Annotated in this window: 19 protein-coding genes and 2 pseudogenes; 9 read left to right on the forward strand and 12 right to left on the reverse strand. The window is 34.9% G+C overall.

The annotated features are described in order from the left end of the window. Positions 1-24: 24 nt before the first annotated feature. Positions 25-996 carry a quinolinate synthase NadA gene (gene nadA, locus D5R40_RS06095; protein ID WP_124144725.1) on the reverse strand — a complete coding sequence of 324 codons (972 nt, stop codon included), beginning with the start codon at positions 994-996 and terminating at the stop codon, positions 25-27. A 504-nt stretch (positions 997-1500) separates the two neighbouring features. On the opposite strand from nadA, the gene nadC reads away from it, so the two are divergent. Then, positions 1501-2403, forward strand: coding sequence for a carboxylating nicotinate-nucleotide diphosphorylase (nadC, locus tag D5R40_RS06100; RefSeq protein WP_124144724.1), 903 nt, complete (start codon positions 1501-1503; stop codon positions 2401-2403). A gap of 164 nt (positions 2404-2567) precedes the next feature. Here the strand turns inward: nadC and D5R40_RS06105 are convergent, their stop codons facing one another. Together D5R40_RS06105 and D5R40_RS06110 are read right to left on the reverse strand one after the other, a co-directional pair. Beyond that, complete coding sequence (locus tag D5R40_RS06105; protein ID WP_124144723.1) at positions 2568-3056, reverse strand: DNA-binding protein; 489 nt, start codon at positions 3054-3056, stop codon at positions 2568-2570. A gap of 136 nt (positions 3057-3192) precedes the next feature. Continuing rightward, positions 3193-4101, reverse strand: a complete 909-nt coding sequence (locus D5R40_RS06110; protein ID WP_124144722.1) for an ion channel — start codon at positions 4099-4101, stop codon at positions 3193-3195. A 179-nt stretch (positions 4102-4280) separates the two neighbouring features. Between D5R40_RS06110 and D5R40_RS06115 the strand changes: the two genes are divergently transcribed. After that, positions 4281-4823 (forward strand): GAF domain-containing protein, encoded by a 543-nt coding sequence (locus D5R40_RS06115; protein WP_124144721.1) that lies wholly within the window; start codon positions 4281-4283, stop codon positions 4821-4823. Positions 4824-5020: 197 nt separating this feature from the next. On the opposite strand, the gene D5R40_RS06120 is transcribed toward D5R40_RS06115, so the two are convergent. The 3 genes from D5R40_RS06120 to grxC all read right to left on the reverse strand — a co-directional run bounded on the left by D5R40_RS06120 (position 5021) and on the right by grxC (position 8568). Beyond that, positions 5021-6145, reverse strand: a complete 1125-nt coding sequence (locus D5R40_RS06120) for a Gfo/Idh/MocA family protein (RefSeq protein ID WP_124144720.1) — start codon at positions 6143-6145, stop codon at positions 5021-5023. A 972-nt stretch (positions 6146-7117) separates the two neighbouring features. Next, complete coding sequence (gene gshB / locus D5R40_RS06125) at positions 7118-8107, reverse strand: glutathione synthase (RefSeq protein WP_124144719.1); 990 nt, start codon at positions 8105-8107, stop codon at positions 7118-7120. A 200-nt stretch (positions 8108-8307) separates the two neighbouring features. Next, positions 8308-8568, reverse strand: a complete 261-nt coding sequence (gene grxC, locus D5R40_RS06130) for a glutaredoxin 3 (protein WP_124144718.1) — start codon at positions 8566-8568, stop codon at positions 8308-8310. Positions 8569-8953: 385 nt separating this feature from the next. Here grxC and D5R40_RS06135 point away from each other — a divergent pair, with 385 nt between their 5' ends. After that, complete coding sequence (locus tag D5R40_RS06135; protein ID WP_192901269.1) at positions 8954-10252, forward strand: RNA-guided endonuclease InsQ/TnpB family protein; 1299 nt, start codon at positions 8954-8956, stop codon at positions 10250-10252. A 57-nt stretch (positions 10253-10309) separates the two neighbouring features. Here D5R40_RS06135 and hflX read toward each other — a convergent pair whose 3' ends face one another. Next, positions 10310-12031 (reverse strand): GTPase HflX, encoded by a 1722-nt coding sequence (hflX, locus tag D5R40_RS06140; protein WP_124144717.1) that lies wholly within the window; start codon positions 12029-12031, stop codon positions 10310-10312. A gap of 489 nt (positions 12032-12520) precedes the next feature. On the opposite strand from hflX, the gene D5R40_RS39200 reads away from it, so the two are divergent. Next, a complete protein-coding gene (locus D5R40_RS39200; RefSeq protein WP_240038927.1) occupies positions 12521-12625 on the forward strand; it encodes a DUF3611 family protein in 105 nt (34 codons plus the stop codon). A 260-nt stretch (positions 12626-12885) separates the two neighbouring features. On the opposite strand, the gene D5R40_RS06145 is transcribed toward D5R40_RS39200, so the two are convergent. Beyond that, on the reverse strand, positions 12886-14100 hold the full coding sequence (locus tag D5R40_RS06145) for a HEAT repeat domain-containing protein (RefSeq protein ID WP_124154368.1): 1215 nt from the start codon (positions 14098-14100) through the stop codon (positions 12886-12888). A 94-nt stretch (positions 14101-14194) separates the two neighbouring features. After that, positions 14195-15466 carry an RNA-guided endonuclease InsQ/TnpB family protein gene (locus D5R40_RS06150; RefSeq protein WP_124154369.1) on the reverse strand — a complete coding sequence of 424 codons (1272 nt, stop codon included), beginning with the start codon at positions 15464-15466 and terminating at the stop codon, positions 14195-14197. A gap of 91 nt (positions 15467-15557) precedes the next feature. Here D5R40_RS06150 and D5R40_RS34705 point away from each other — a divergent pair, with 91 nt between their 5' ends. Together D5R40_RS34705 and D5R40_RS06155 are read left to right on the forward strand one after the other, a co-directional pair. After that, positions 15558-15701: a hypothetical protein gene (locus D5R40_RS34705; RefSeq protein WP_161564940.1), complete on the forward strand. Its 144-nt coding sequence runs from the start codon at positions 15558-15560 to the stop codon at positions 15699-15701. 952 nt (positions 15702-16653) lie between these two features. Further along, positions 16654-18621: a WD40 domain-containing protein gene (locus D5R40_RS06155; RefSeq protein WP_124154370.1), complete on the forward strand. Its 1968-nt coding sequence runs from the start codon at positions 16654-16656 to the stop codon at positions 18619-18621. Between the two features lie 1596 nt (positions 18622-20217). Here the strand turns inward: D5R40_RS06155 and D5R40_RS06160 are convergent. Continuing rightward, positions 20218-20682, reverse strand: a pseudogene (locus tag D5R40_RS06160) (DUF29 domain-containing protein). 250 nt (positions 20683-20932) lie between these two features. Then, positions 20933-21034, reverse strand: a complete 102-nt coding sequence (petL, locus tag D5R40_RS06165; protein WP_124144714.1) for a cytochrome b6-f complex subunit PetL — start codon at positions 21032-21034, stop codon at positions 20933-20935. A gap of 80 nt (positions 21035-21114) precedes the next feature. On the opposite strand from petL, the gene aroB reads away from it, so the two are divergent. The 3 genes and pseudogenes from aroB to D5R40_RS06180 all read left to right on the forward strand — a co-directional run bounded on the left by aroB (position 21115) and on the right by D5R40_RS06180 (position 24078). Next, the gene (gene aroB, locus D5R40_RS06170; RefSeq protein WP_124144713.1) at positions 21115-22206 is read left to right on the forward strand and encodes a 3-dehydroquinate synthase; all 1092 of its coding nucleotides are present in this window, start codon (positions 21115-21117) and stop codon (positions 22204-22206) included. Between the two features lie 1057 nt (positions 22207-23263). Further along, positions 23264-23529 (forward strand): annotated as a pseudogene (locus D5R40_RS06175) (KilA-N domain-containing protein); the annotation flags it as partial. Between the two features lie 6 nt (positions 23530-23535). Continuing rightward, positions 23536-24078 (forward strand): BstA C-terminal domain-containing protein, encoded by a 543-nt coding sequence (locus D5R40_RS06180; protein WP_124154371.1) that lies wholly within the window; start codon positions 23536-23538, stop codon positions 24076-24078. A 387-nt stretch (positions 24079-24465) separates the two neighbouring features. On the opposite strand, the gene D5R40_RS41875 is transcribed toward D5R40_RS06180, so the two are convergent. Then, on the reverse strand, positions 24466-24723 hold the full coding sequence (locus D5R40_RS41875; RefSeq protein WP_338043173.1) for a hypothetical protein: 258 nt from the start codon (positions 24721-24723) through the stop codon (positions 24466-24468). Between the last annotated feature and the right edge of the window lie 719 nt (positions 24724-25442).

Consider the following 25442-nt stretch of genomic DNA (forward strand, 5'->3'; position numbering starts at 1 on the left):
TTATCCTCTATCTATAACTTTTGCCTAATTAAATGAAAGTTCTAACATCTTTTGAATAGGTTTTAGTGCTTCTACTCGCGTCTCTTCAGGAATCTCAATTTCTGGTGTTTTATTTTTCATTGCCAGATAAAGTTTTTCCAAAGTATTCAACCTCATGTGAGGACATTCGTTACAAGCACAATTATTCATCGCTGGTGCAGGAATAAAGTTTTTGCTCGGTGCTTTCTTTTGCATTTGATGAATTATTCCTGGTTCCGTTGCCACAATAAATGTTTGGTTTTGGTTTTCCTGACAATACTTCAATAAAGCAGTGGTTGAACCAATATAATTAGCATGACGCAACACACTCGGTTCGCATTCTGGATGAGCGATAATTTCAGCTTCGGGATGCTCTATTTTTAATTGCACCATCTTTTTTTCAGAAAATGTCTCGTGAACAATGCAACTTCCTTCCCACAAAATTAAATCTCGTCCGGTTTGCTCCATGACATAACGACCCAGGTTCCGGTCTGGGGCAAAAATTATCGGTTGGTCTGCTGGTATTTGCTTAACTATTTTGACTGAGTTGGAACTGGTGCAGATAATATCGCTCATTGCTTTAATAGCAGCAGTGCAATTAATATAAGAAACTACTATTGCATCAGGATGGACTGCTTTAAATTTGGCAAATTCTTCCGCTGGGCAACTATCGGCGAGAGAGCAACCTGCATCTAAGTCTGGGAGGAGTACCAGTTTATTTGGGTTGAGAATTTTTGCTGTTTCTGCCATGAAATGAACTCCGGCAAAAATGATGACATCAGCATCTGTTTCTGCTGCTTGTTGAGAAAGACCGAGGGAGTCACCTATATAGTCAGCAATATCTTGAATATCCGGTTCTTGATAATAGTGAGCTAAGATAACAGCATTTAATTCTTGCTTGAGGTAAGCGATCGCTTCAAATATATCGTTAGGTATATTATCTAAAGTTTGGTTAGTTTTAAGTTGAGTAGCAAACATTATTAAATCTTTCTGTAATTTACTTATTGACCAGTGGTAAGTTTAAGACACTTTAATCAGTCTATTTTATGATAGATTTATTAATTATAGTAGAATTCATCAAAAATTGAATTTAGAGTTAGTTATGGGAGAAAAAGTTAACCTTGTTGAGTAAACGAATATAGATTCAAAAAATGGACGAGTTGATATTTGCTGTGTTAAATATTTTATATCAAATACGGTTAATTGCACATAGAATCTAGTTATATGATAGACATCTCCAATAATAAAAAATCAAATCAATTATCGCACTCTTATTTCTTTCCCTTTACTCTCTACTCCCTATGCGTGGAGTAGATGTTTAATATCTGTTTATAATTTCTTAAATTACTTGAATATTTCTTCTCCACTACTCTCCCACTCTCCCACTCCCCTACTCCCAACTATATAATAAGTATTCAACCGGATTTGATATTAGGTGGGAGCTACTCTGCCAGTAATTTTGAATAAAATTTCAGTAACAATATGCAATCTGTTATACCTCCAAACATAATATTAGACAACTTATTAAAAAATTGGCTGCTAGAAGATATTGGCAGGGGTGATCGCACTACTGCAGGGTTATTTTCAACAGACCAAGTAATTACAGGTGCCGGTTATTGGTTGGTCAAGGAATCAGGAGTTATTGCGGGGTTACCAATTGCAGCTAGAGTATTTCAACTTTTGGATGAAAAGGTCAACTTTTTACCTACTGTTACAGAAGGAGAATGGTGCGAGTCGGGTACTGTAATCGCTAAATTAGATGGGCCTTTAGATAGTTTATTGACTGGGGAAAGGGTGGCCTTAAATCTAGGGATGCGTTTGAGTGGGATAGCGACTATGACTCGTAAATATGCAGATAAAATTGCCGATCTGTCGGTGCAACTGGTTGATACTCGCAAAACAACTCCAGGACTGAGAATTTTAGAAAAATATGCGACTCAAGTTGGTGGGGCAAAAAATCATCGCATGGGTTTGGATGATGCGGTGATGATTAAGGATAATCATATTGCTGCTGCTGGAGGTATTGGGAAAGCGATCGCTAAGGTCAGAGAAACAATACCTTATCCTTTAACTATTGAAGTGGAGACAGAAACATTGGCAGAAGTAGAAACTGCTTTGGAGTATCAGGCAGATATTATTATGCTGGATAATATGTCTGTTGAAGTAATGCAGCAAGCAGTTAAAATGATTAGGCAAAACAATAATCGTATCAAAATTGAAGCTTCTGGAAATATTACTTTAGATACTATTAGAAATGTGGCTGAAACAGGTGTCGATTATGTTTCTACTAGCGCTCCTATTACTCGGTCAACTTGGTTAGATTTAAGTATGAAGATAGAAAAAAATATTACCAATATCGCAGGAGGAGGAAGAGGTTTGGAATAGGGAAGAGGATTTTGAGGCAGCTTGGTACTGCTAGAAATATCAGAATCATTTCCATAAGAATCTGTAGTGTTAGCCCAAAAGTCAAAGAAGGCAACACCGATACTATTACTATTAAATAGAGAAATAGAGAAAAATTCGGTTGAACTTAACAATCAGACTTAAAGCTAACCAAAACCTTTAGGTTTATTTTCCTCTGGCTCTGTATCTAGGAAAGATTTGCGAATTATTTGAATATCAGGGTCTACCTCAATCCACAGGCGAGCACCACCAGCTTGACTCTTGTTAGGTTTATGAGGACGATACACGATTTTGCAGTTTCCCAGAATCTCTACTTCGTGACAACGATAATTTCTGTTTCCCTGTTTTACAGATATCGCTGGTAAAGATGTGCCATTGTCTCGGTTATAGTCAATTTCTCTTCGTAGCACATGGATAAAAGTATTGCCTGTACGAAATCCTTTATTCCAAGTTCCTTGAGGACCTCGACGACCTGGAGTAATTTCTGGCATTCCCCGACTATTCAAAGGAATTATCCAGAATCGTTTGACCTTTTTGGCTCCTTTGAGGCGACCTTGCCTGAGAAGTAACCTGAGTCTGGCGGTAGAAATATTGAGAAGAAAAGCTGCTTCTGTTGTACCTACTGTATCTGTCATAAACTATTCCGGAATATATATTTTATCAAGTGAATAACCCTTGATGATTAAACCACAAAAAACTTAGTTTGGCAAAAATTTTTGATTTTCCAGTATTTATCAGTATTCATTCATACTTTAATTTCTGAATTTTCAGTCAATTTTTACTTATTTCTAAAGGCATAACATCATGGAAATGTGAGTAATCAACATAGTTTTGACCACCCGCAGAAGTAAACATTATATCAACAAAACGCTGATGCCACATTATCTGGTCTAATGTATAAATATGACGAGCATGAATAGTCTGAGAAACAGTTTCATCTAATCCCGTAAGCATTATAAAAAATCGCATATCCTGATTATTTAAATTCTTAAAATCATCTTCAGACCAATTATATAAAGGACTATTTTCATCAATTTGGTGCATTACTAACCAGGTAAGAGCAAGCATTGGTGTTTGAGAACGAACCAATTTTAAATCGCATAATCTTCGTAAAGAATGTCCTTCAGCAGAAACCTCTTTATCCATTAATAAAGTTACTCTCACTTGAGTTTCTACTATCCAATTTTGGCGTTGATTGGCAATACGAAACATAAGAGTCGGAATACCATTGTAAGGAGAAATAACTGCTACCTTACTGAAAAGTACCCGCGCAGTTGGCAAAGAAAAACGGGCAAACATTAGTCCTGTAATCATTGCCATGGCAATTAGACCAATAAAAACTTCTATAGTTACTAAAATATGGGTATAAGTATTTGTCGGGTACATCGCGCCATAACCAATAGTGGCCATGGTTTGTACGCTGAAAGAAAAAGCATCACTAAAAGAACCAGGTTGAGCATTAGCAATTCCATTACTACTGGCCAAATATAAAAATGTAAATATAATATTAATTATTAAATAAAAACTAATGATTATTCCCCATAGCTTTTGCCAAGAAATTTGTATTAACCAATGGTAAAAATCACTCCACTCAAAGCGAGTCATTCCTGAAATTATAAAGTCTACAGGACCGATTTTTCTTACAAAAGTTTTTTGAGGTTTTCGTTTAAAATTTTTCATTTTAATTACCGAATAATAGTGCTGATGAAAATTATCAAATTCTCTGACAAATAACCATGGCAAAAAAATTTGAAATGAGTCAAACTAAGTTATGAGCATAAAATAAAGATGACCGATCTGCTAGTCAAAATTTTCAACCGATATAAGCTTTAAAAATTGTAAGTTAACTGATACAGAGCATGGCTAATAGTAACAATAAAGAGTGTAATAATCGCCCTAATATGTCTCATACTGACCCGGATTTAGAAAAACTAACAAAACGCCTTGCTCAAAATGTAGCTCGAAACACTTTTATCCAAGAAACTCTTGATAATATTAGAGGCTATATTCGATCAGAAAGAGTAGTATTATATTATTTTTATCGTGAGTGGAAAGGACAAGTAACATTTGAGTCTTTGAGTGATGAGGAACTATCAATTTATGGTTCAACAGGAGCTGATGAATGTTTTAATGATGAATATGCTGCTATGTATCAAGAGGGAAGAGTCCGAGTGATCGAAGATATTGAATTAGAAGCAATACATCCTTGCCATCGAGATTTTCTCCGTAGTATAAGGGTTAAAGCTAATTTAGTAGTGCCGATTCTTAATTCTAGGAGGTTATGGGGGTTGCTAGTTGCTCATCAATGTCAGGATGCACGCTCCTGGTCAAAGTCAGATATAGAAATTATGCAAAAGGCAGCAGTCAGTTTGGCAACTGCACCAGCTATTAGAGATAGCTAATATTAAGGGAATAGGGAATAGGGAACAGAAAGAAATATTTGAATATTTATGGATAAGAATTGATTTTATTTTTGATTTTTACCAGATGTCTATTATACCAATTTGAACAAAGAATATTACGAATAATAAGCTTAATTAAAATATTTTACAGGAGATGTCCCTTTGACAAAGTGGTGCGACCCCGCGACGACATTCAGTTAAAAGCTACTACTATTTGCCAATAATTTATCTAAATCTGGCACATTGACCCAATTACCTGTCATATTAGATTCATGGGTTAAATCCATTAATAACTGAGAATAAACACCTTCTCTCAGAGATGGAACTACAGATTTTCTGACCTCTATTGCTTTTACCCAATTATCAACTACTCGAATAAAAGGTGCAATTCTACCATCAGGATAAATTTGAGGAAATTCTAATCTGTCAGGAACTTTTATTTCTACTAAAGTCTCCCCATTTTGAGAACCCCAAACTTTGAACCCATGTACATAATCTTTTTGATTATCGCTACCTATAATTAGTGTACCTTTACTACCATAAACTTCTACCCAATGACCACGCCCTTGATAGGTAACAGAACTAATACAAATTTGACAGGGAGTACCGTCCGCCAAATCTAGCATAATATTACAAGTATCATCTGCATCTACTGGTTTTAACTTGTTATCCTCTGTGGGGTCAGGACGAGTTTTAATTGAAGTATTCAGTTGTCCCCAAAGTTTTTTCGTAGGTCCAAATAACCAGTTAATATAATCAAAAGAATGAGAAGCGATCGCTCCTAATGCACCACCTCCTTTATCCTTTTGAGAATACCAATTCCAAGGACGACTTGGGTTAGCGCGACTTGATGCTAACCAATCAATTTTTATTAGGCGTTTATCTCCTACATATCCATCGGCTAAAATTTCTGCAAATAGTTGCCAAGCAGGAACATAACGAAATTCAAAATCCATAGTTGCTACACATCTATTAGTAGCAGCAATTTGATATAATTCTTGGGCTTCTTCTACTTTTAAAGTTGTGGGTTTTTCTAACAATAAATGTTTGCCTGCGGATAAGACTTTTTTTGCCATTTCATAGTGTAAAAATGGTGGAGTAGAAATTGTTACTGCTGCAACTTCAGGTATAGAAATAATTTCCTCTATAGTATTACAACCATGAGGTATATTATGGCTTAATGCAATTGATTTAGCTTTTTCTAAATCAGGGTTATAGACAGCTAATACTTGAGTTTTGTGATGTGCTTGTAAACCTGGTATATGTACTTTTTGACCAAATCCTGTACCGATAACTGCTACGCCAATAGTTTGATTGTTCATTGTTTATAAGAAGTAAGAAGGAAGAAGTAAGAAGGAAGAAGGTAAATTTTTAGTAAGTAGGTAGGTTTCATTAATGGATAATGGATAATGGATAATTACCTCTCCCTTTTAGGGAGAGGATTGACCAAGAAGGAAAAAATTTATTTTTTTCCCCTTTTAAGGGGAAGCTTTTAACCTGAATTATTTAATTATTAATTGTAATTATTAATTATTAGGTAAAAAAAAATAAAATCAATAGGCAAATGCCACGTGAGCTGAGAGAAATTGTTTAATCACTATCCACAGTTCTTATTTTCCGGTTTTCCGTCTCAACAATCATTTTCTATTTAATTTTACCTACCTACTTAGCTAAGTTATAATACCGTAGGTTTGCAAGTGAGACCAAACCCAACAGGTATCTATTATTGTTGGGTTTCCTGCGTCAACCCAATCTACAAAGTTATAAAAATCATCAATTGTTTATTATAAGCATTCAAGGAAACACAATATAAGTTAGGAAAGAATACTTATAGCAGTTCTATTTTATTAACTCCTGTAAAAAAATATTTGTTTTTTTTAGGCAAGAGCTAACAGAGGAATATTTGATAATTTTTATCAAGTTTGGAATTTATAAAAATCATTTAGGATAGTGATACCTTAATTTTTTATAACTATAACTAATCTGAAATTATATTTAAGTATCTAAGCAAAATTAATTAAACATCCTGCCAACCCACTGTTGAATATTGCCAGATGAGCTGTTTACTTTCTCAAAATTGTACTTTATTTTCAAGGTTTGGAGACCAAAACCCTACTAAATTTAATAAGAAATAATTACTTAATTGTGATATTACTTCTTAACTATTATATTTAGACTCTAGGATATTAATTAATAGCTCTGGCAAAATACAAATCCAGATAAATTCAAATACAGGAATTACAAATTATTACTTTTGACTGTCTTGAGTGTGTAATTCTGAGGTACCCTCAGAATTACACACTCGCTTTTGACTTTTGACTTTTAACTCGATCAATTACCCATTCTATTACTTGTTTCCCCAGATTAACATTATCAAATAAATCAATTTCTCTAATTCCTGTTGGACTTGTAACATTAACCTCTGTCAGATAACCACCAATTACATCTATACCAACAAAATATAAACCATCTGCTATTAATTTAGGTGCTAAATACTCACAAATTTCAGATTCTCGTTCCGTAATTTCTGTCTGAGCAACTCGCCCACCTACTGCCATATTTCCTCTAAATTCTTTACCAGTAGGAATCCGATTTACTGCTCCAATAGACTTACCATTAAGCATAATAATTCGCTTATCTCCTTCTTTTGCTGCTGGTAAATAACTCTGAATCATCACAGGTTCTCTACCTTGTTTTGTACTAATTTCTATTAGGGAATTAAAATTTTTATCTGTGGGTTCTAAAAATAAAATTCCTTCCCCAGCTTTTCCTCCCAAAGGTTTCAAAACTGCTGCTCCTTGTGACTCTAAAAATTCTCTAATTACCTCTTTTTCTTGACTAACAATTGTCTCTGGAATTACCTTTTTAAATTGCAAAGCATACATTTTTTCATTAGCAGCGCGTAACCCTTGAGGAGAATTTATGACTAAAGTTTTTTCTGGATTAATATAGTCTAAAATATAAGTAGCATAGAGATAAGGAATTGTTACAGGTGGGTCTTTGCGCATAAATACAGCATCCATTGACTCCAATGGTTGTAGCATCGCTTTTCCCAAATCATACCAAGGGTTACTAGCAACCCAATGATTTTCTACCCTTTCAACTGGCATTAAATGTGCCCGCTTGAGGGTTGCCCAAGCTTTACTTTCAATAGTACTTAATTGGTTAATTTCCGTTATCCAAACTTCGTGACCAAGTTCTTGAGCAGCTTCCATCAGTGCAACGGTACTATCGTGAACTTGGTTGAGTCGTTCTATAGGGTCTATGATGAATGCAAATTTCATCTTTATTTGGTTTATTATTTCAAAATATTTTTAATAGTAGTGCTTTGACACAGCTAAAATGTTGCAATAGTAGGGGCGAATGCCATTCGCCCTCACTACATTTAGTTTCCGTGGGTAAGTCCTGGTTAAATTAATAAGTCTTAACCAATTAGATGAACCAGCCACAAAATAATCAATAACTACAGAAATAGAAAACTATACTAAACTTCTAGTAATTGGTCTAGTTTACCTTGGTCCTCTAGTTCATATAGATCGTCACAACCACCGATATGTTGGTCTTTGATAAAGATTTGAGGCAAAGAGCGACGGCCATTAGCTCTTTTAGCCATTTTTTCTCGTTCTACATCATCACCATCTATAGTATATTCTTGATATTCTGCTTGCTTTTTATCTAACAGAGCTTTAGCGCGGATGCAAAATGGACAAGTTGACCAAGTGTAAATTTCTATGTTAGCTGCCATATTTATAGATTAGATTTTCTATATAAAATATTTCTTTAACAATTTTAATATTAATTTGCTCTGAAAAAAATTATATTTTAGATTTTAAGCCTACTGAAAAATTCTAAATGTTGAGGTTAAGGAATAGGGAAAAGTTTTCGTGCTATTTTAACCTCATTATCTTACCTAAATAACACGGGAGCATGAAAGCCATCGTCTTTTAAGCGATGGATGAAAGGCGAGGAGTCGGATTTTAATCCGATGTATTTTATTTGACCGAAAAGCCACGTTGAAGGCCCCGTGTTTGAACCGTGGGGATGAAAACAAGGGAGTTATTTAGACTAGACAACTAAAGTAGCCCTCTGTTACTATGATCAACAATAAGTTTTCGGTCCGCCTGTTTCAAATGTACTCTTGTCAGCAAGTTTTAGCAGGTAAAAATCCTGAATTAATTGCTATCTTAAAATTCTTGTGCGAACAGTCTCACAAGCTAACTAACATGGGAATATATTATGCCAGGCAACTATATTTTAAGTCTCAAAAAGGCATTGGCAAGTATGACTTAGAAAAGGTATACAAAAAGAACAATCACTATAAAGTTTTACATTCTCAAGCAGCACAACAAATATTGAGAACTGTAGCGGAATCATTTCGCTCTTATTATGGTCTAATAAAAGCCTATAATGAAGGTACAATCGAACACAGACCAAGGATTCCTAACTATAGAAAAAAAGGGGGAATGGCTACAGTTAGCTATCCCAAACAAGCATTAAAACTTAAAGATAATCAAATTAGAATACCACTAGGTAATACCTGTAAGCGCTGGTTTGGTCTAGATTGCTTTTATATTCCTATGCCAAGTAATCTTGAATTTTTATCTCTTAAAGAACTGAGAATATTACCGAGAAACAGATGTTTTTATTGGGAATTTGTTTATGAAAGAGAAGTAATAGTTAAACCTCAATTAAATCAAGAAAATGTATTAGGAATTGACCATGGTTTAAATAATTGGTTGACCTGTGTATCCAATGTAAATACTAGCTTAATTGTAGATGGGAAACAGATTAAATCAATGAATCGTTGGTACAACAAACAAGTATCAACTATTAAAGAAAATCAACCGACTGGATTTTGGTCAAATAAACTAGCTGCCATTACAGAAAAGCGTAACCGCCAAATCCGTGATGGAATTAATAAAGCAGCCAGGATAGTGATTAATCATTGTTTAGAAAATTCTATTGGTACAATTGTTTTTGGTTGGAATAAAGGTCAGAAAAATCAAATAGAATTAGGAAAAAAAAGTAATTCAGAATTTGTACCAATTCCCACAGCTAGACTGAAAGAAAGAATAGCTCAGTTATGCTCTGAATATGGAATAATATTTATAGAAACAGAAGAGAGTTATACAAGTGTCGCTTCATTTTTAGATGGTGACGATCTGCCTATTTATGGTGAGAAACCCAATGATTGGAAACCGTCAGGAAAAAGAATAAAGCGTGGTTTGTATAAAAGTAGTAATAATTGGTTAATTAATGCAGACTGTAATGGGGCTGCAAATATAATCACAAAAGTAAGCAGAAAGCTAAGGTTAAACTTAAGCCAACTGTGTAGGGGCACTTTGACTTGTCCCCAGAGAGTTTATCTTTGGTCAGCTAAGAATAGACGGAGCAACACGGATTTATCCTGTTGCGTAGTATCTGCTTAGAATCCCCTCGACTTTAGCCAGGGGAGTAGTCAATGCTTTATCTTAATTTCTACTTGTTCAAGAAGCAATAACATAATCAATAAGTTGTGCAAGTCGTTGACGCAAAGTTTCCAAACCTAGAGCTTTAGCAGCAGAAATAAATACTGCCATCGGATATTCTTCGTGAGCAAATCTTAAAGTATCTCCATCTACTTCATCGATCTTGTTAAAAGCAACTAAAGCAGGTCCTGGAGTTTCTGGCATTTCCGCCAAAATAGTCATCACAGAACGTATTTGACTTTGCCAAGCAGGATGAGACAGATCGACAACATGAAGTAAAGCATCTGCTTCTGTCACCTCTTCGAGGGTTGCCCGAAAAGCATCAATTAGGGTAGGTGGGAGTTCGTGAATAAATCCCACTGTGTCGGTAATCACAATCGGAATTCGCTTACCCGTAATTGCATCAGGAATAATCAGACGACGAGAAGTAGGGTCTAGAGTTGCAAACAATTGGTCTGCAGCATAAACCTCTGATTTAGTAAGTGTATTCAGTAATGTAGACTTACCAGCATTAGTGTATCCAACTATTGCCACCGTTGGTACTTCTTGACTTTGACGATGTTGACGTAGACGGGAACGATGTGCTTGTAACTGATTTACCTCTTTCTGCAACCGAGATATTCGAGCATTAATTGCCCGACGTTCCGTTTCTAACTTAGTTTCACCAGGTCCTCTAGTACCAATACCACCACCAAGACGAGACATTGCCTCACCTCGACCTGTAAGACGCGGGATAGTATATTCTAGTTGAGCAAGTTCGACCTGTAATTTTCCGGCGCGAGACTGAGCGCGTTGAGCAAAAATATCGAGAATAACTTCAGTACGGTCTACAACTCTCACACCAACCTTAGTTTCTAGGTTACGAACTTGAGCAGGAGAAAGGTCGCGGTCAAATACAACTAAATTAGCTCCCACAGTTTGAACAGTCAGAGCAATTTCTTGGACTTTACCCTCTCCCACCACAGTTTGAGGATGGGGTTGCGATCGCTTCTGTTGCATTGTCTTTAATACCAAACCTCCAGCAGTATTAACAAGTCTAGCTAATTCTGCTAACCCATCTTCAAATTCCCTATCCTTCATTTTGTCTGTTTTTAGTCCCACCAACAGAACCTTATCTTGGTCAGAATCAACTTCTTGAGCAATAAATTCTCTTTCAAATTCTGCTTCTAATCCATCAATCAAGTCAATAAAGTCTTGTTTAGCAAGCATATCCAGACTCAGAGGGGGTGATACCGTCCAAAACGGTAATTCTTGGATATTGGTATCTGTCCGATCTGTTTGAGTAGGTAACAAGTGAGCTAAATAAGCTTGTTTAATGTAACCAGTAGCTCCACCCCCCTTGCGTTTAAATCCTTCACCTGTGAGGGTAAGCACCACCAGAGCATCAAGTCGTTGAATCACCATTGCAGTCAGAGCCGCTTCTGAAGGCACTTCTGGTTTCAGGTTAGTAGCGATGCAACGAATACCACTAAGGCGACTTGCACCGTAACGGGGTAATTCTAGAGGAGGAATTTGGGTTTGGCGGGGTGTGCCAATTCCTACCCGGATAATTTTTCCTCTACGATTGACATAAACACAGACTGGTTGGCCAACTTCTTTGCTGATTGAGGCGACTCTTTGGGCAAATTCTGAGGTAGTTAGGCAATCGCTTGGTAATCGCTGATGGTACAACCTTTGCAGTTGTTTAAGTTGGCTAGATTTTAGACCTTGAAGATTTCCGTAGATGGTTTCGATAGGCATTCCTAGCCACGAAAATGTGGCCCCTCTCTAATACTACTTTAGAATTATAAATATTCTATTATAATCCTAATTTTTGAGTTCAACACAGTCCACTTGATATATTACCTTTGTACAATTTTTGTGGAAATATAAATAATATCATGTCCGTTGGTATCGTTTGTGTAAAAGTTAGCGTGGATATCTACAGGAAATTTAAGTTTTTTTCTTGCTCAATTGCCTTCCTGTTTGTTGCCTGTTGCCTTCCTTTGCTATACAATACCGATGCTACCGGACATAATATAAGTCTTAAGTGGTGGCTTCAAATCAATGGAGTTTTAACTTAATTTATTCCTTGCGATCTACCTTAAAGATAATTTGATAAGACCGATCATTTCAGTTATCAGTTATCAGTTATCAGTACCTCTGCAATAAGGAGGTTTGACATCAGGAATAGTCTCTTTTTTTATCCCTTTAAAAAGGGAGGCGCATACCCACAATTTTTCGGTAATTATGTTGAATTTTTTAATGCCAGACTCTCCTCCACCAAGCATTCAGGAAATTGCTTTTGCGTTTCGTCGTTGGGGACGAATTGGTTTTTGGTTACCGAAAAATTAAAGTATAAAGCCTCTCCATTCATGGAGAAAAAGCGGTCGATCTTTGGAGATTCCCGAAGGGTGGGATGGCATTAGCGTTAGCGTTTGCGCAGCATGACCATAGGAAAGCTCCTCTGTAAGAGGTAGCGGCTCTGTCACTCTTCGGGTCTCCTCGCTGGCCAACCATCGGCCAAGATAAGGAAAAAAAATACTTTTAGCCAATCCTTCTATTACAGAAGAGGTAATAATTAATAATTAATTATTAATTGTTAATTGTTGAACTCACCTTGGACGAATTCTATTTAACTGTTCTAAAGCCCATTTTGCTGTTTTTTCAACTTCAGGGTCTGGGTCATATTCTGCTTGTTGCAATAAGCTAGTTGTTTGAATGATTAACTCATAAATTCGAGTTAAATCTCGGATAGCATTTTTTCTGACTTCTGCATTGTCATTTTGCATTGACATTGCTAAAGCTCTATTCATTGGTTTTAACGTTTTAGTTCCTATTTCTGAGAGAGTCGCTAAAATTAAACTTTGCTGTTTAGAATCAGAATCTATCAGTAAATTAACTAATGGTTGAACAGCTCTAGAATCTCCTCTTTGACCTAATTCCCAGATAGCATTATGCCGTTTTTTCGGGTCAAAATTTTGTAGACCACTAATTAATTCTTCAACAACATTAACTTCTGGTAAAGGATAGTTATTTGGCAGAGTAATATCTCTAGAGTCTTCAACTGTAGAATGTTGATTATTTGCTTGTGATAAATTCACTTTATTTTCTGGTCGCTCATAGTGGTTATTTTCTTCACTCTCAATTGTAGAAAAATTTTCAGCTTTAATATCTAAATTATGGGATTTTAAACTATGTTTTGAAATTTCTACAGAAGTATTTTCTCCAGACTTCTGTAATGGGGGGACAAAAGAATCTAAAGAATTGTTTTTATTGGCCAAATAAGAGGTTTCTGGGAATCTAGGCCATTTAGAGGGGGACTGTTCGGAATCGTTAGCCTTTAAATTTAAATCAGTTGAAGTTGTTTTTGGTATTTGATCTTGAGATTGTAAGTCTTCTGGATCTAAGTCTTTAGGTTGATGATCGTCAAAAAGCTTAAGTAAGATAAATACTGCTGTACCAGTGACAAGAACTGATGTTATGCTTAAAATAAATAGTGCTTTTCGTCCTCCTAGAGCCTTGAGTATGACACGAATAGCTTTCGGAACTTTTGAGTCCGAGGATTTCGATTCTTTTTGATTGTTATTTTGAGATTTATTGGCCTCTGAATCAGTATCTTGAGCAATATACAGAGGAAATGAAGATTTGGTTAATGATACTGGATAATTAATCTGATTGGTTGATTGTAAATTTTCTGCCTCTGTAAAGCTACGATTATTTAATTCTCCTGTACTGTAATCATCTACGATAGCTCTACTCGGGGTCGCAGAAGAGTACAGGAAAGTCAAGGACGTAATGATAGAAAAGATGGATTTGTAATAGGCCATGATGTTCTCTTAGGAGTTTTCAGAGGCAACTTTTACAGAATAGGTAAAACAGAATAGGTAAATAATTGACATACTCCCGGCATCAAATCAGAGATTATGATGCGGGATTCTCATCATTGATGATTCTACGCTCACAGAGATGACTTAGATGGACAATATCACTATTACCAAACCAGAGGTCGGACTCTCCCGTAGCTTTTGGGTCTCCCCCAGATTCCGAGTGCCCCTCGGTACTGTTGACTATTGCTCCTAGCATTTCTAAACCTTTAGCTAAAATGTTCCTTGCTGCATTGTGGTCTCTATCAGCAATATAACTACAATGCGGACATTTGTGAGTCCTAACAGACAAAGATTTTTTAACAGTCTGACCACAATTGGAACAATTTTGAGATGTGAAATGTGGAGGTACTGCTATGCAAGCAATTCCATGCAACTTAGCATAATATTCCAGCCATTCGGTGAACTGATACCAGCTTGCATCAGATATAGATTTAGCTAAGTGATGATTTTTAGCTAGGTTAGCAATGTTCAAATCCTCGTATACTACCAAATCGTGACATTGGATTAACGCCCGTGCAGTCTTTACTGCATGGTCTTTACGCTGTCTACTGATTTTGAGATGCTGCCTGGCTAATTTCTTTCTGGCTTTGTGGTAGTTATTTGATTGTGCCTTTTTTCCTTTCTCGTGGCGGCGCGATACTTTCCGTTGTAGCTTTTTTAGTCGTTTTTCCGACTTCCTTAAATACTTAGGATTATCTACAACATTACCATTACTATCAGTATAAAAAGTATTTAAACCTAAATCTATTCCTACGACATTGCCTTGAAAATTATGAGTTTCTTTTCTCTCTACATTTACTAGAAATTGACAATAATAACCATCAGCTCGTCTCACAACTCTTACACGACTTATTTGTTGCTCTGAATACCAGACTAAATCGCGACTTGTCCACAATTCAAATACACCAGCTTGAAAACCATCTTTAAATTCAATTTTCTTTCTGTCTGGAGATAGCTTATAACCTGTTGATTTGTACTCTATTGAACGAGTGAATTTATTGAATTTTGGATCGCCCTTTTTACCTGGTAATTTCAGTCTACAATTTTTGTAGAATCGTTGTATTGATTGCCATGTTCTATGGGCTGATGCTTGTCTTGCTTGAGAGTTTAACTTTTTCACCCAAGGAAAATTACTATCCTTTGCTAGTACAGAACAAAGCTTTTGTAAGTCATTGCGTTTAACATCTTTATTATCCATCCAGTAGCGCAAACAACTGTTTCTGATGAATTGACCTGTGAGAATCATTTCATCTAAAACTTTGTACTGATTTTGACTGCCTTTTAATTTGGCCTCAATTACTAGCAAAGTTATTGTTAATTCCTTGACTACATTGACTATTATAACTAAATTTACCTAAAATTTATACTGGATAAACTATTAATATTTGTGTCTAATTATGACATCGAATCATAATTATACACGCATCATTCATCCAGACACGCTCATCATAGATTATAGTGCTGGCCTTCTGATGCGTTTAGGTAACTATAGTTTAATTCAATCATATCTGGTGTTAGTTAAGGATGGTCAAATTATTTAAACTTTAGCTATAAAACTACTATTTTACAAATATTATGTTACGCGTAGCATAATGTAGAATGCGCTGAAATGAAACTAACGATTCAATAAAGACTATACTACGATACTATAATAATTTTGAGTTATATCATGTCCGGTTAAACAGTTATAAATAGAGGAGTCAGGAGTCAGGAGTCAGTAGTAGAAGGAGGGAAGAGGAGAAGGAGAAGAAAGTTTTTTTTGATCACTAATTATCTGGACATGATATTAATGCCTAAAGTGGCTGATTGCTTAGGTTAGGTATGATTTTAATTAGAAGTTAGACTATAAGTTGACTATTTAGTTTCTGAGTTGCCACTGAATATGTGACAAAAAATTGATGTAACTCGGCAAAACATTTTGATTACCTGATAAATATTTTATATACATACGAAATATAACGTAGACAAATATTATAGTTAGATAAGTTTAAAGTCTAATCGGCTATTTAGGCTTTAAAAAATTTATCTCTTTATTTTGGTCATTCCCTAAATTATTGTACATTTAAATTGTGAATTATATAGCAATAGACAGGTAGGTGAGGACATAGACTCATAATGCTCCGAATCAGGGGAAATATTTTTCCCACTGTTCTTTCACAGGAGTGCGCGTTCCCTCTCTTGGTCAGCGTTCCCATGGCGAGAATACCTTGCCTCTTACAGAGGACTTAAAGCTTTTTCCTACGGAATTCTGCGCAGCATTTTTGCGCAGCAAAACGCCGACGCGGGGTCGCACCACTGTTCCCTGCTATAGATATTAACTTTAAAAATAGTAATAGTAGCTGGAAATATCTTATTTGTTATTTTTACTATTTTCAAAATAAGTGTATATTAGCTTAACAGAGAATATAAAATCTAAATGCGTCTTAGCTTAATCATTAAGCTTCACTCGATTTTCAAACACCAAAAAAAGCTCTACTGAATTAGACAGCTATTATGAGCTACTGTATTAATCCTAATTGCTTCTACCCAGAAAATCAGAATAATCCTTTATATTGTACAGCTTGTGGCTCCAAATTATTAATTGAAGGACAATATCAAGCTGTCAAAAAACTTAGGGTTCTTGACTGGGGAACTATTTATGAAGTTAAAAGAGAAGAAACCACAGAAATTCTCAAAGTATTACATATAAATAGTCCTGAATCTGTCTCTCAATTTCAACAACAAGCCAAAATATTAGCGCAACTGAATCATCCTGGAATTCCTCAAGTCAAACCTGGTAGTTATTTTACATTTATACCGAGAAACAGTAATCAAAAATTACACTGTTTAGTTAGAGAAAAAGTTCCTGGAGAAAATCTACAAACTTGGTTGGGAAAAAACAATTTACCCATTAATCAAGAATTAGCTGTTGAATGGTTAAATCAACTCATAGAAATCTTAGACTTATTACACGAAAAACAATTTTTCTATCAAAATATTCAACCTAGTAATATTATTCTCCGTCCCAATGGGCAATTAACATTAACTAATTTTTCTCTAGAGCTACAGTCAGCACAATCTGATTTTGTGGCTCTCGGATATATGTTTATTTACTTCCTAACTGGTCAGCCTGCATCTACATTTTTAAATTCTGATACTAAGACCTTAAATTGGCGAGATAAAGTTTCTCAAATATCCCCAAAATTAGTAGATTTTATTGATGACTTAATTTCACAACAACATCCAGAAAATTATCAGACTATTCTACATCAGTGGAGACAGATAAAAGATGATTTATCTCAATCTTTGATACAAAAAAAATATCATCCATTAAAAAGCAAATTCTTATTAGGTAGTGCAATTTTACTTCTGGGGATTGGCGCTACTCAAATTATTAGTCATTTGCCAAAACAATTTAATTCCGGTTTATTTTCTCCAGAGCGGTCAAAGGAAATTAAATCTGATAATCTAGAGAAATTTTTCTCTAAAAATCAAGGCAAATTTCTAGTAGGTGGAATAATTTTCATCCTCGCTATAGGAGGTAGTCATTTTGTTGGTTATTTTCGGATTCATCCCAAATATTTAAAGTTAAGTCTGCCCAATGGAGTTTCCTTAGAAGAAACTTTTAATACAGATTCAGAAAGAGTTTATTCTGTAGTTATTAGTCAAGACGGTCAAATTTTAGCTTGTGGTAATGGTAATGGTACTATTCAAGTTTGGAATTTAGAAACAAGAGAAGAATTAGGTATAATTGAAGGCCATACTAATGATGTAGTAGCGATCGCTCTCAGCCAAGATGGAAATATATTAGCTAGTGGTAGTTATGATGGGACGATAAAAATTTGGCATTTAGCAACTGAAACAGAACTAACTTTGCAAAGTCATTTTATGCGAGTTACTTCTATTGCTATTAGTCCTGATGGAGAAAAATTAGTGAGTGGCAGTAGCGATGATTCCATCAAAATTTGGCATATACCTACAGGTAAAATGCTACATACTTTTCGCGGTCATTCTGACAGTATTTATGCAGTTGATATTAGTTTGAATGGGAAAATATTAGTCACAGGAAGTCAGAATAATATTAAAACTTGGAATCTGGAAACTGGAACAGAAATTTACACATTAGTCGGTCATCATGGCAGAATTTTATCTGTGACTGTCAGTCCTGATGGCGACAAAATAGCAAGTGGTAGTAGCGATAAAAATATTAAAATTTGGCAACTAGAAACAGGAAAAATTTTACGCACTTTACGCGGTCATACTAATGATGTTAATTCTGTAGTTATTAGCCCAGATAATCAAACTTTAGTTAGTGCAAGTAGCGACCATACTATCAAAATTTGGCATCTAGAAACAGGGAAACTTTTACGCACTATAAAAGGGCATTCTCGATGGGTTAATTCCGTTGCATTTAGTTCTGATGGAGAAATTTTAGCTAGTGGTAGTTTCGATCAAACTGTTAAGCTTTGGAAATTGGGATAAGAAGGAAGAAGGAAGAAGGAAGAAAAAATACCGAAGTTGGCTTTAGTTATCTACAATAGAAGCAAAAATAGCCTTGTCTGAGTTTTCAGTTTTTGAGATGTCAAATACAGTTATGACTACTGCTATAAATCAAGAAGTGAGGAGTAGGGAGTATTCAATAATTAATAATTGATAATTACCTCTCCCTAAAAGCAATGAAGATTGACTGAAAGGAAAATTTTTTCTTATTTCTCTTTGAAAGGAGAGGCTTTAAACTTTAATTATTCGGTAAGATTTGCCTTGTATAGTTTTTTCATCAATTGTCCACATTTTATATTAGATATTACCTTCAAAAACTAAGTTTTAAGGATTAACTAAATTATGTTTTGTCCTGATTTATATTGCCAGACCGAAGTTGGAATAAGACTTTAGTTATCTACAATAGAAGGAAAAATAGCGTTGTCTGAGTTTTTAGCTTTTGAGATGTCAAATACAGTTATGGCAACTGCTATAAATCAAGGAGTAAGGAGTGAGGAGTAGGGAGATTTGCCTTGTATAGTTTTTTCATCAATTATCCATATTTGATATTAGCTATTACCTTCAAAAACTAAGTTTTAAGGATTAACTAAATTATGTTTTGTCCTGATTTATATTGCCAGACCGAAGTTGGAATAAGACTTTAGTTATCTACAATAGAAGGAAAAATAGCGTTGTCTGAGTTTTTAGCTTTTGAGATGTCAAATACAGTTATGGCAACTGCTATAAATCAAGGAGTAAGGAGTGAGGAGTAGGGAGATTTGCCTTGTATAGTTTTTTCATCAATTATCCATATTTGATATTAGCTATTACCTTCAAAAACTAAGTTTTAAGGATTAACTAAATTATGTTTTGTCCTGATTTATATTGCCAGACCGAAGTTGGAATAAGACTTTAGTTATCTACAATAGAAGGAAAAATAGTATTGTCTGAGTTTTCCGCTTTTGAGATGTCAAATATCAAATACAGTATATAACTTAATTTAGACAAGTTCCAGAAAAAATAAAATAGTTGAAAGCGTATTGTTAGAAAATAAAATTAGTAAAACTATTATGAATTGGCTGCAATCATTCTTACATTGATGTCTCAATCGCAATAAACACCGTGTCCCGCATATAGAAAATCTATAGTTTCTATAGAACCCCTAACCGTATCTTTTTCAAGCTAAATTAGCTTCTGAAGTAGCTAATATCTTGAGCAATTTAGGTCTAGGTAATAGCCTTTAGTAACTATTTATGCCAATAATGATTAAACCAAGAAACTGTAAGGCTTATGATTAGGTCAGGAGATCCCAAATGGGTTCTATATACAAAATTCTGTAAACAAGGAGCTTGATTTGCATTGATAATACAGCGGTGCTAAATGGAACTAAATCAACTTTTTTCTAAGGTTTAGATTCAAGTTTTTGAGCTACTTTAACTAGGATTTAATACTTGTTTCATCCAACTTACGAAAAATGGACTTAAAACTCCACTCAAAAATGCTAAGGAGTAATAATTTTTTTTCTGTCGTAACCAATAATTGTGTATTCGTGCATATCTATAATTTTATAAATCAAAATAACTAAACCGATGGTAGCTTCTAATCTATAATTTGTCCTGGCAGCCAATCTTCATCAAGTATTTGTTCGAGAGTATAAGGGTTAATTTCTGGTAATTTCAGTTCCGATTTAACTTGAGCAATTTTTCTGGCTTTACCATAAAGATAATCTAATCTATTAACTAAATAATTCCGTAAATTTGTTGTGAGTTTTAGTTCCAACTGAGTTCGAAATGTTAAAATTTCTGTCTGCCAATGTCTAGAATTATCATCTCTTTCCTTTTCCCAATATTGATAAAATAGAAGATGTTGAATAATTAAAATCACGAAACTTTCAACCGTGCTTTTTTAACTTCTACCCAAGGCTTCTAACTCTGCAATTAAATTATCATAATCTATGCTCTCTAATTGACAATTATTTAGCAGTTTAATTATCTTTTCTAAGCACTCAAAATAATCATCCTCATAAAATAATTTTAAATCAGTAACTTGATTTTCATATTTGATTTTTGTATCTTATAAACTCCCGCTAAACTATTAAAAAACGTCTAACGGGAGAACTCATAAAATGTAAGTATTTCCTGCGGAATGCTGCGGAAACAGCTATTAGATCTCAGCTCTCATAAGGAGGTTTCAATTAATATAGCCAGCTTTTGTAGTAAGATTTAATTCCGACTCAATTATTAAAGCTTTTATCTAAAACTAAAACCAATAGCTGATAGCTGATGGCTGACTACTGAATGCTTAACATAAAATTCTAGATTAACTTAACAGCACGCAAGCCAAACATTAAAACTGTAGCTACACCTAAACCACCAACAAACAATACAACGAAAGCAATAATTCCATCAACAGTCATTAACTTTTCTCCAAAATGGCGAATAATATAAAATTAAGTCTAATATTTAATGTTCAAAATAGCAAAGTCTGAAATTATCCATGGCATCCATCACCGTTCAACTACCCTCCAAATCTTATGAAATAGCGATCGCCCCTGGCAACCTCGACAAACTTGGCCAAAAAATGCAACCCCTCAACTTGGGCAAAAAGGTCTTGCTGGTCTCCAACCCAGAAATATTTGGTCATTATGGCTCAAGAGCGATCGCTTCTCTCCAACAAGCGGGTTTTGATGTTTCTCACTGCACCCTCCCTGCTGGAGAACAATACAAAAACTTTCAAACCCTAAATAATATTTACGATGCAGCTTTAGCACACCGTATGGAACGGTCTTCGACAATGGTCGCCCTGGGTGGTGGGGTAGTTGGGGATATGACTGGGTTTGCAGCAGCGACTTGGTTGCGAGGTTTGAATGTAGTGCAGGTTCCCACCTCTCTATTAGCAATGGTGGATGCTGCTATTGGGGGAAAAACGGGAGTCAATCATCCCCAAGGTAAAAATCTCATCGGCGCTTTCCACCAACCACGTCTCGTATTAATTGACCCGGAAGTATTGAAAACTTTACCTGTGCGTGAGTTTCGGGGTGGAATGGCAGAAGTTATTAAATATGGAACTATCTGGGATGCGGAATTATTTGCCAAAATGGAGAATAGTCAGGAGCTTGATGAAATTAATCATCTCACGCCAGGGTTATTAGAGGAAATCTTGATTAGGTCTTGCCAAAGTAAAGCTGATGTGGTAGAGAAAGATGAAAAAGAATCGGGATTAAGGGCAATTTTGAATTACGGTCATACTATTGGTCATGCTGTGGAAAGTTTGACTGGTTATACTATGGTGACTCATGGTGAAGCAGTAGCTATTGGGATGGTGGCTGCGAGTCGGTTGGCGGTGGAGTTGGGGATGTGGGATGAACAGAGCGATCGCCGTCAGTTAGCTTTGATTGAAAAAGCTAGTTTACCGACGAGGTTGCCGAGTGGGTTGGATATTGAGGAAATTTTGGTTTCTTTACAGACGGATAAAAAGGTAAAAGCGGGTAAAGTTAGGTTTGTCTTACCGACTGGGGTGGGTGTGGTCAAGATTACAGACCGGGTAAGTGCAGATGTATTAAGGGGAGTCTTGACAGGGATGGGTTAAAGAAAAAGTTAGAATTCATAATAGTTTGATGAAATTTACTTGCTGTAGTTATTTTACGTTTAGTTTTACCGAATAATTAAGGTAAAATGCCTCTCCTTTCAAGGATAAACAAGAAAAATTTTTCCTTTGAGTCAATCCTATCCGTTTTCAAAGAGAGGTAATAATTAATTATTAATTATTAATTATTAATTGTTTAACTACCTACTTAATCATCACTTTCATTATGAGTAAGTTTTGGTTTTTACCATTAAATAAAATCATAGGATTTTAACTCTAAATCGTACAGATATAAAATCACATTATCAAAATAATATGGGTCGCGCAACCCCGCCTTTTAAGGCGAAATATTTTTGGAGCTTTGCTCAGATTCCCGTTACAAAAATGACTTCTGAGTTCTGAGTTCTGACTTCTGACTTTGTTAAGTCTATCCCAATTATGCTGGAATTATTATTTGTCTATACGAGCATTATTGGGAAAATTTTGCTCATTGTATTCATAAAGTTATTAGCGGATTTGAGATATTCAAAGGAGAGTTAATTCGTGTCATATCATGTATCGTAAGCATTCAGCCGTCAGCTATCAGCCATCAGCTATTGCTTATTTTTAGTTATAGATAAAAGCTTTACTCATTGAATGAGAATTAAATTTTACGCCTAAAAGCTGCCTTTAAATCTATATATTAAAATCCCCTCATAAGAGCTAAGAGCTGACAGCTAATAGCTGTTTGCGCAGCATTCCGCAGGAAATGCTTACCATGTATCTTTGAATACCCACCATAAAAATTTTAAGCAGCAGGGAACAGGGAACAGGGAGCAGTGGAGAAATTTATCAGAGAAAATATTTTATTATGGCTAATTAATAATACTTGCTCGATATCAATAATATTTTTTCATAGATTAAAATTACAGTAAATTATCCCCACAGCAAAACTTTATTCTATGATTAGTGGTTGACGAACTTTTCAGTTCGGAAAATGCTACCTATATTTGCTTTTATTTATTATAAACAAATGTTATTTTACAAATTAAGTAAATTATTTAAAAAAGGATAAATTAGAATGCACTACATTGAACACTCTGTTGGGGAATTAGTAGTAACTCAACGCCATTCTGACGGCTATATCAACGCAACTAAATTAGCGAGAGCATACAAAAATAAAACAGGAAAGTATAAAAACCCCAATAGCTGGTTTGAAAAGGATAGAACAAATGAATACATAGAGCTTTTGTCTGATAAAACAAGAGTTGAGGTTTATCATCTTGTGGAAAAAAAGGAGAAGGTAAAAATCAACAAGTTTGGATTCATCCTAAGCTTGCTGTTTCTTTTGCGATGTGGCTTTCACCTGAATTTGAAATGATGGTGTCTGAATGGGTCGAGCAATGGCTTTTCACAAATCAAAAACCTGCTATTCAGGAACCTATAAAATTGCACCCTTACCAACGTGTTTGGTACGAACGCTTAAGGTTGTTTGAAGAGAAAACTAAACTACCAAAAGGTAGATGGTGTGTTTTTGAAGAAGTTGGTAAATTAATGAGGAATTTGGAATCTAACAATGTCTCTTTACATGATAGAGCAACTATTGACATTTCGGTTGGTAGAACTTGGTGTCATTGGCTAAAACAGAACGGATATGAAACAGATTTTGAACAGTATATTCACCATTATCCAGATAAAAGAGGTGAACAGCTTGCTAATATTTATCCCTATAAATTACTGGGAGAATTTCATCAGTGGCTAGAAGAAGCTTACATCCCTGAAAAATTTCCTGAATATGTCAGAAAATTTGTTACTTCAGAAGAATGCAAGTTAATTTCAGAAGCTATTGGTTATGAAATTAAACCAGTTTTCAAAAGACTTAAAGCAAAGATTTAATCTCACAAATAGTGAATGTTTATGTTTGCTTAATTTGCGCTCAGGTGGAATAGATATTTTGGTGTTATCTTAATTATAAAATTATTTTGAGATTAGGATTTACAAGTTCTACAGACTTAAATAATTCTACTTATTACTATAGTAATTTTGCCTGCTAGCAGTGTACTTGACTGAAATGAAACTCGCTATAATACCCCCTATTTTACGAAACAATTAATGAGAACAACTATTTTCAATGATATAAATTAAAATGCCAAACAGATATTCCAAATTCCCAATAAAATGCTCACCCGCTTCAATTTCCACTTGATTTTCTGTAAACCTTAAAAACTTCCAATTACTCCCTGTTGTAACGATTCCATAAATACAATAAATTTGATTATTTTTCTATCGATTAAACAATTGAGCAGCCACCATTTCCGCAATACACTGAGCTAATCCAGATTTAATATTATCGTTTTTTGCCTCAACAATTTTCACCACAGGAGCAGTTACTTCTAACTGTTTGGGTGAATAACTAATTATAAAATCACATCTTCCCGTTAATCCCTTACTTTTATCCACATTAAATTCTGTGCCAGAAAATAAACTAATTTGGCGGTTAAAGTATTTTCTGAGTTCCACAATAATTGGAGAAATAATCAATTCTGTTTGCGGAGCATTCCGTCAGGAAACGAGCTTTTTCTGTATCAATTTCTAATGCCAAAGGAATATTTTCAGCCAAAATTTATCTCAATAAGGCACTAGGATTTACAGATTTTATAGACTTGAATAATTCAACTCGTTCCTGAAGTATCAAATTAAATTAAAACTCTAATTGTGAGAGAGTAAATTCCCTGTAATACATATTATAAGAGGGAAGGAAGAATTCATTAATTGATAATTGATAATGGATAATTGATAATTACTTCTGGTTAAAACCGTTCTTGATTGAATATAAGGAAATATCCTAGCACTTTTTTTCCCCTTAAAAGAGGAGGCTTTAAACCAGAATTATTTAATTATTAATTATTTGGTAATACCAAATTGATAAATTTTTGCTACAAATAGCTAGGATATTTCTGATGATTTTAATAGTTTTGTGGAATGGGCATCTTGCCCGTTCCTGTTCTTTATATTTTCCCGTTCTTTATATTTTCGGATGGGCAGGATACCCACCCCACTTATATTCATCCCTTAATTCAGCAACACCTATTATTTTTGACAACTGATAACTGACAACTGAAATGACAATTCCTGAAATATTCGGTTTTGAATCACTACTTTCCTACCTTATAAAAATTAATCCGTCAATGGCTATGATTACTTAAGCACTTCTACTTATCTAAAATTTGTTTTTTTCAAGTTATCCAACCAGACAAACA

Origin of the sequence: Okeania hirsuta, assembly GCF_003838195.1 — a bacterium.
GTDB lineage: Bacteria > Cyanobacteriota > Cyanobacteriia > Cyanobacteriales > Microcoleaceae > Okeania > Okeania hirsuta.

Excerpts from the sequence above, each read along its gene's own strand:
- nadA (WP_124144725.1), bottom strand. The coding sequence starts at position 996 with ATGTTTGCTACTCAACTTAAAACTAACCAAACTTTAGATAATATACCT.
- nadC (WP_124144724.1), top strand. The coding sequence starts at position 1,501 with ATGCAATCTGTTATACCTCCAAACATAATATTAGACAACTTATTAAAA.
- D5R40_RS06105 (WP_124144723.1), bottom strand. The coding sequence starts at position 3,056 with ATGACAGATACAGTAGGTACAACAGAAGCAGCTTTTCTTCTCAATATT.
- D5R40_RS06110 (WP_124144722.1), bottom strand. The coding sequence starts at position 4,101 with ATGAAAAATTTTAAACGAAAACCTCAAAAAACTTTTGTAAGAAAAATC.
- D5R40_RS06115 (WP_124144721.1), top strand. The coding sequence starts at position 4,281 with ATGGCTAATAGTAACAATAAAGAGTGTAATAATCGCCCTAATATGTCT.
- D5R40_RS06120 (WP_124144720.1), bottom strand. The coding sequence starts at position 6,145 with ATGAACAATCAAACTATTGGCGTAGCAGTTATCGGTACAGGATTTGGT.
- gshB (WP_124144719.1), bottom strand. The coding sequence starts at position 8,107 with ATGAAATTTGCATTCATCATAGACCCTATAGAACGACTCAACCAAGTT.
- grxC (WP_124144718.1), bottom strand. The coding sequence starts at position 8,568 with ATGGCAGCTAACATAGAAATTTACACTTGGTCAACTTGTCCATTTTGC.
- D5R40_RS06135 (WP_192901269.1), top strand. The coding sequence starts at position 8,954 with ATGTACTCTTGTCAGCAAGTTTTAGCAGGTAAAAATCCTGAATTAATT.
- hflX (WP_124144717.1), bottom strand. The coding sequence starts at position 12,031 with ATGCCTATCGAAACCATCTACGGAAATCTTCAAGGTCTAAAATCTAGC.
- D5R40_RS39200 (WP_240038927.1), top strand. The coding sequence starts at position 12,521 with ATGTTGAATTTTTTAATGCCAGACTCTCCTCCACCAAGCATTCAGGAA.
- D5R40_RS06145 (WP_124154368.1), bottom strand. The coding sequence starts at position 14,100 with ATGGCCTATTACAAATCCATCTTTTCTATCATTACGTCCTTGACTTTC.
- D5R40_RS34705 (WP_161564940.1), top strand. The coding sequence starts at position 15,558 with ATGACATCGAATCATAATTATACACGCATCATTCATCCAGACACGCTC.
- D5R40_RS06155 (WP_124154370.1), top strand. The coding sequence starts at position 16,654 with ATGAGCTACTGTATTAATCCTAATTGCTTCTACCCAGAAAATCAGAAT.
- petL (WP_124144714.1), bottom strand. The coding sequence starts at position 21,034 with ATGACTGTTGATGGAATTATTGCTTTCGTTGTATTGTTTGTTGGTGGT.
- aroB (WP_124144713.1), top strand. The coding sequence starts at position 21,115 with ATGGCATCCATCACCGTTCAACTACCCTCCAAATCTTATGAAATAGCG.
- D5R40_RS06180 (WP_124154371.1), top strand. The coding sequence starts at position 23,536 with ATGTGGCTTTCACCTGAATTTGAAATGATGGTGTCTGAATGGGTCGAG.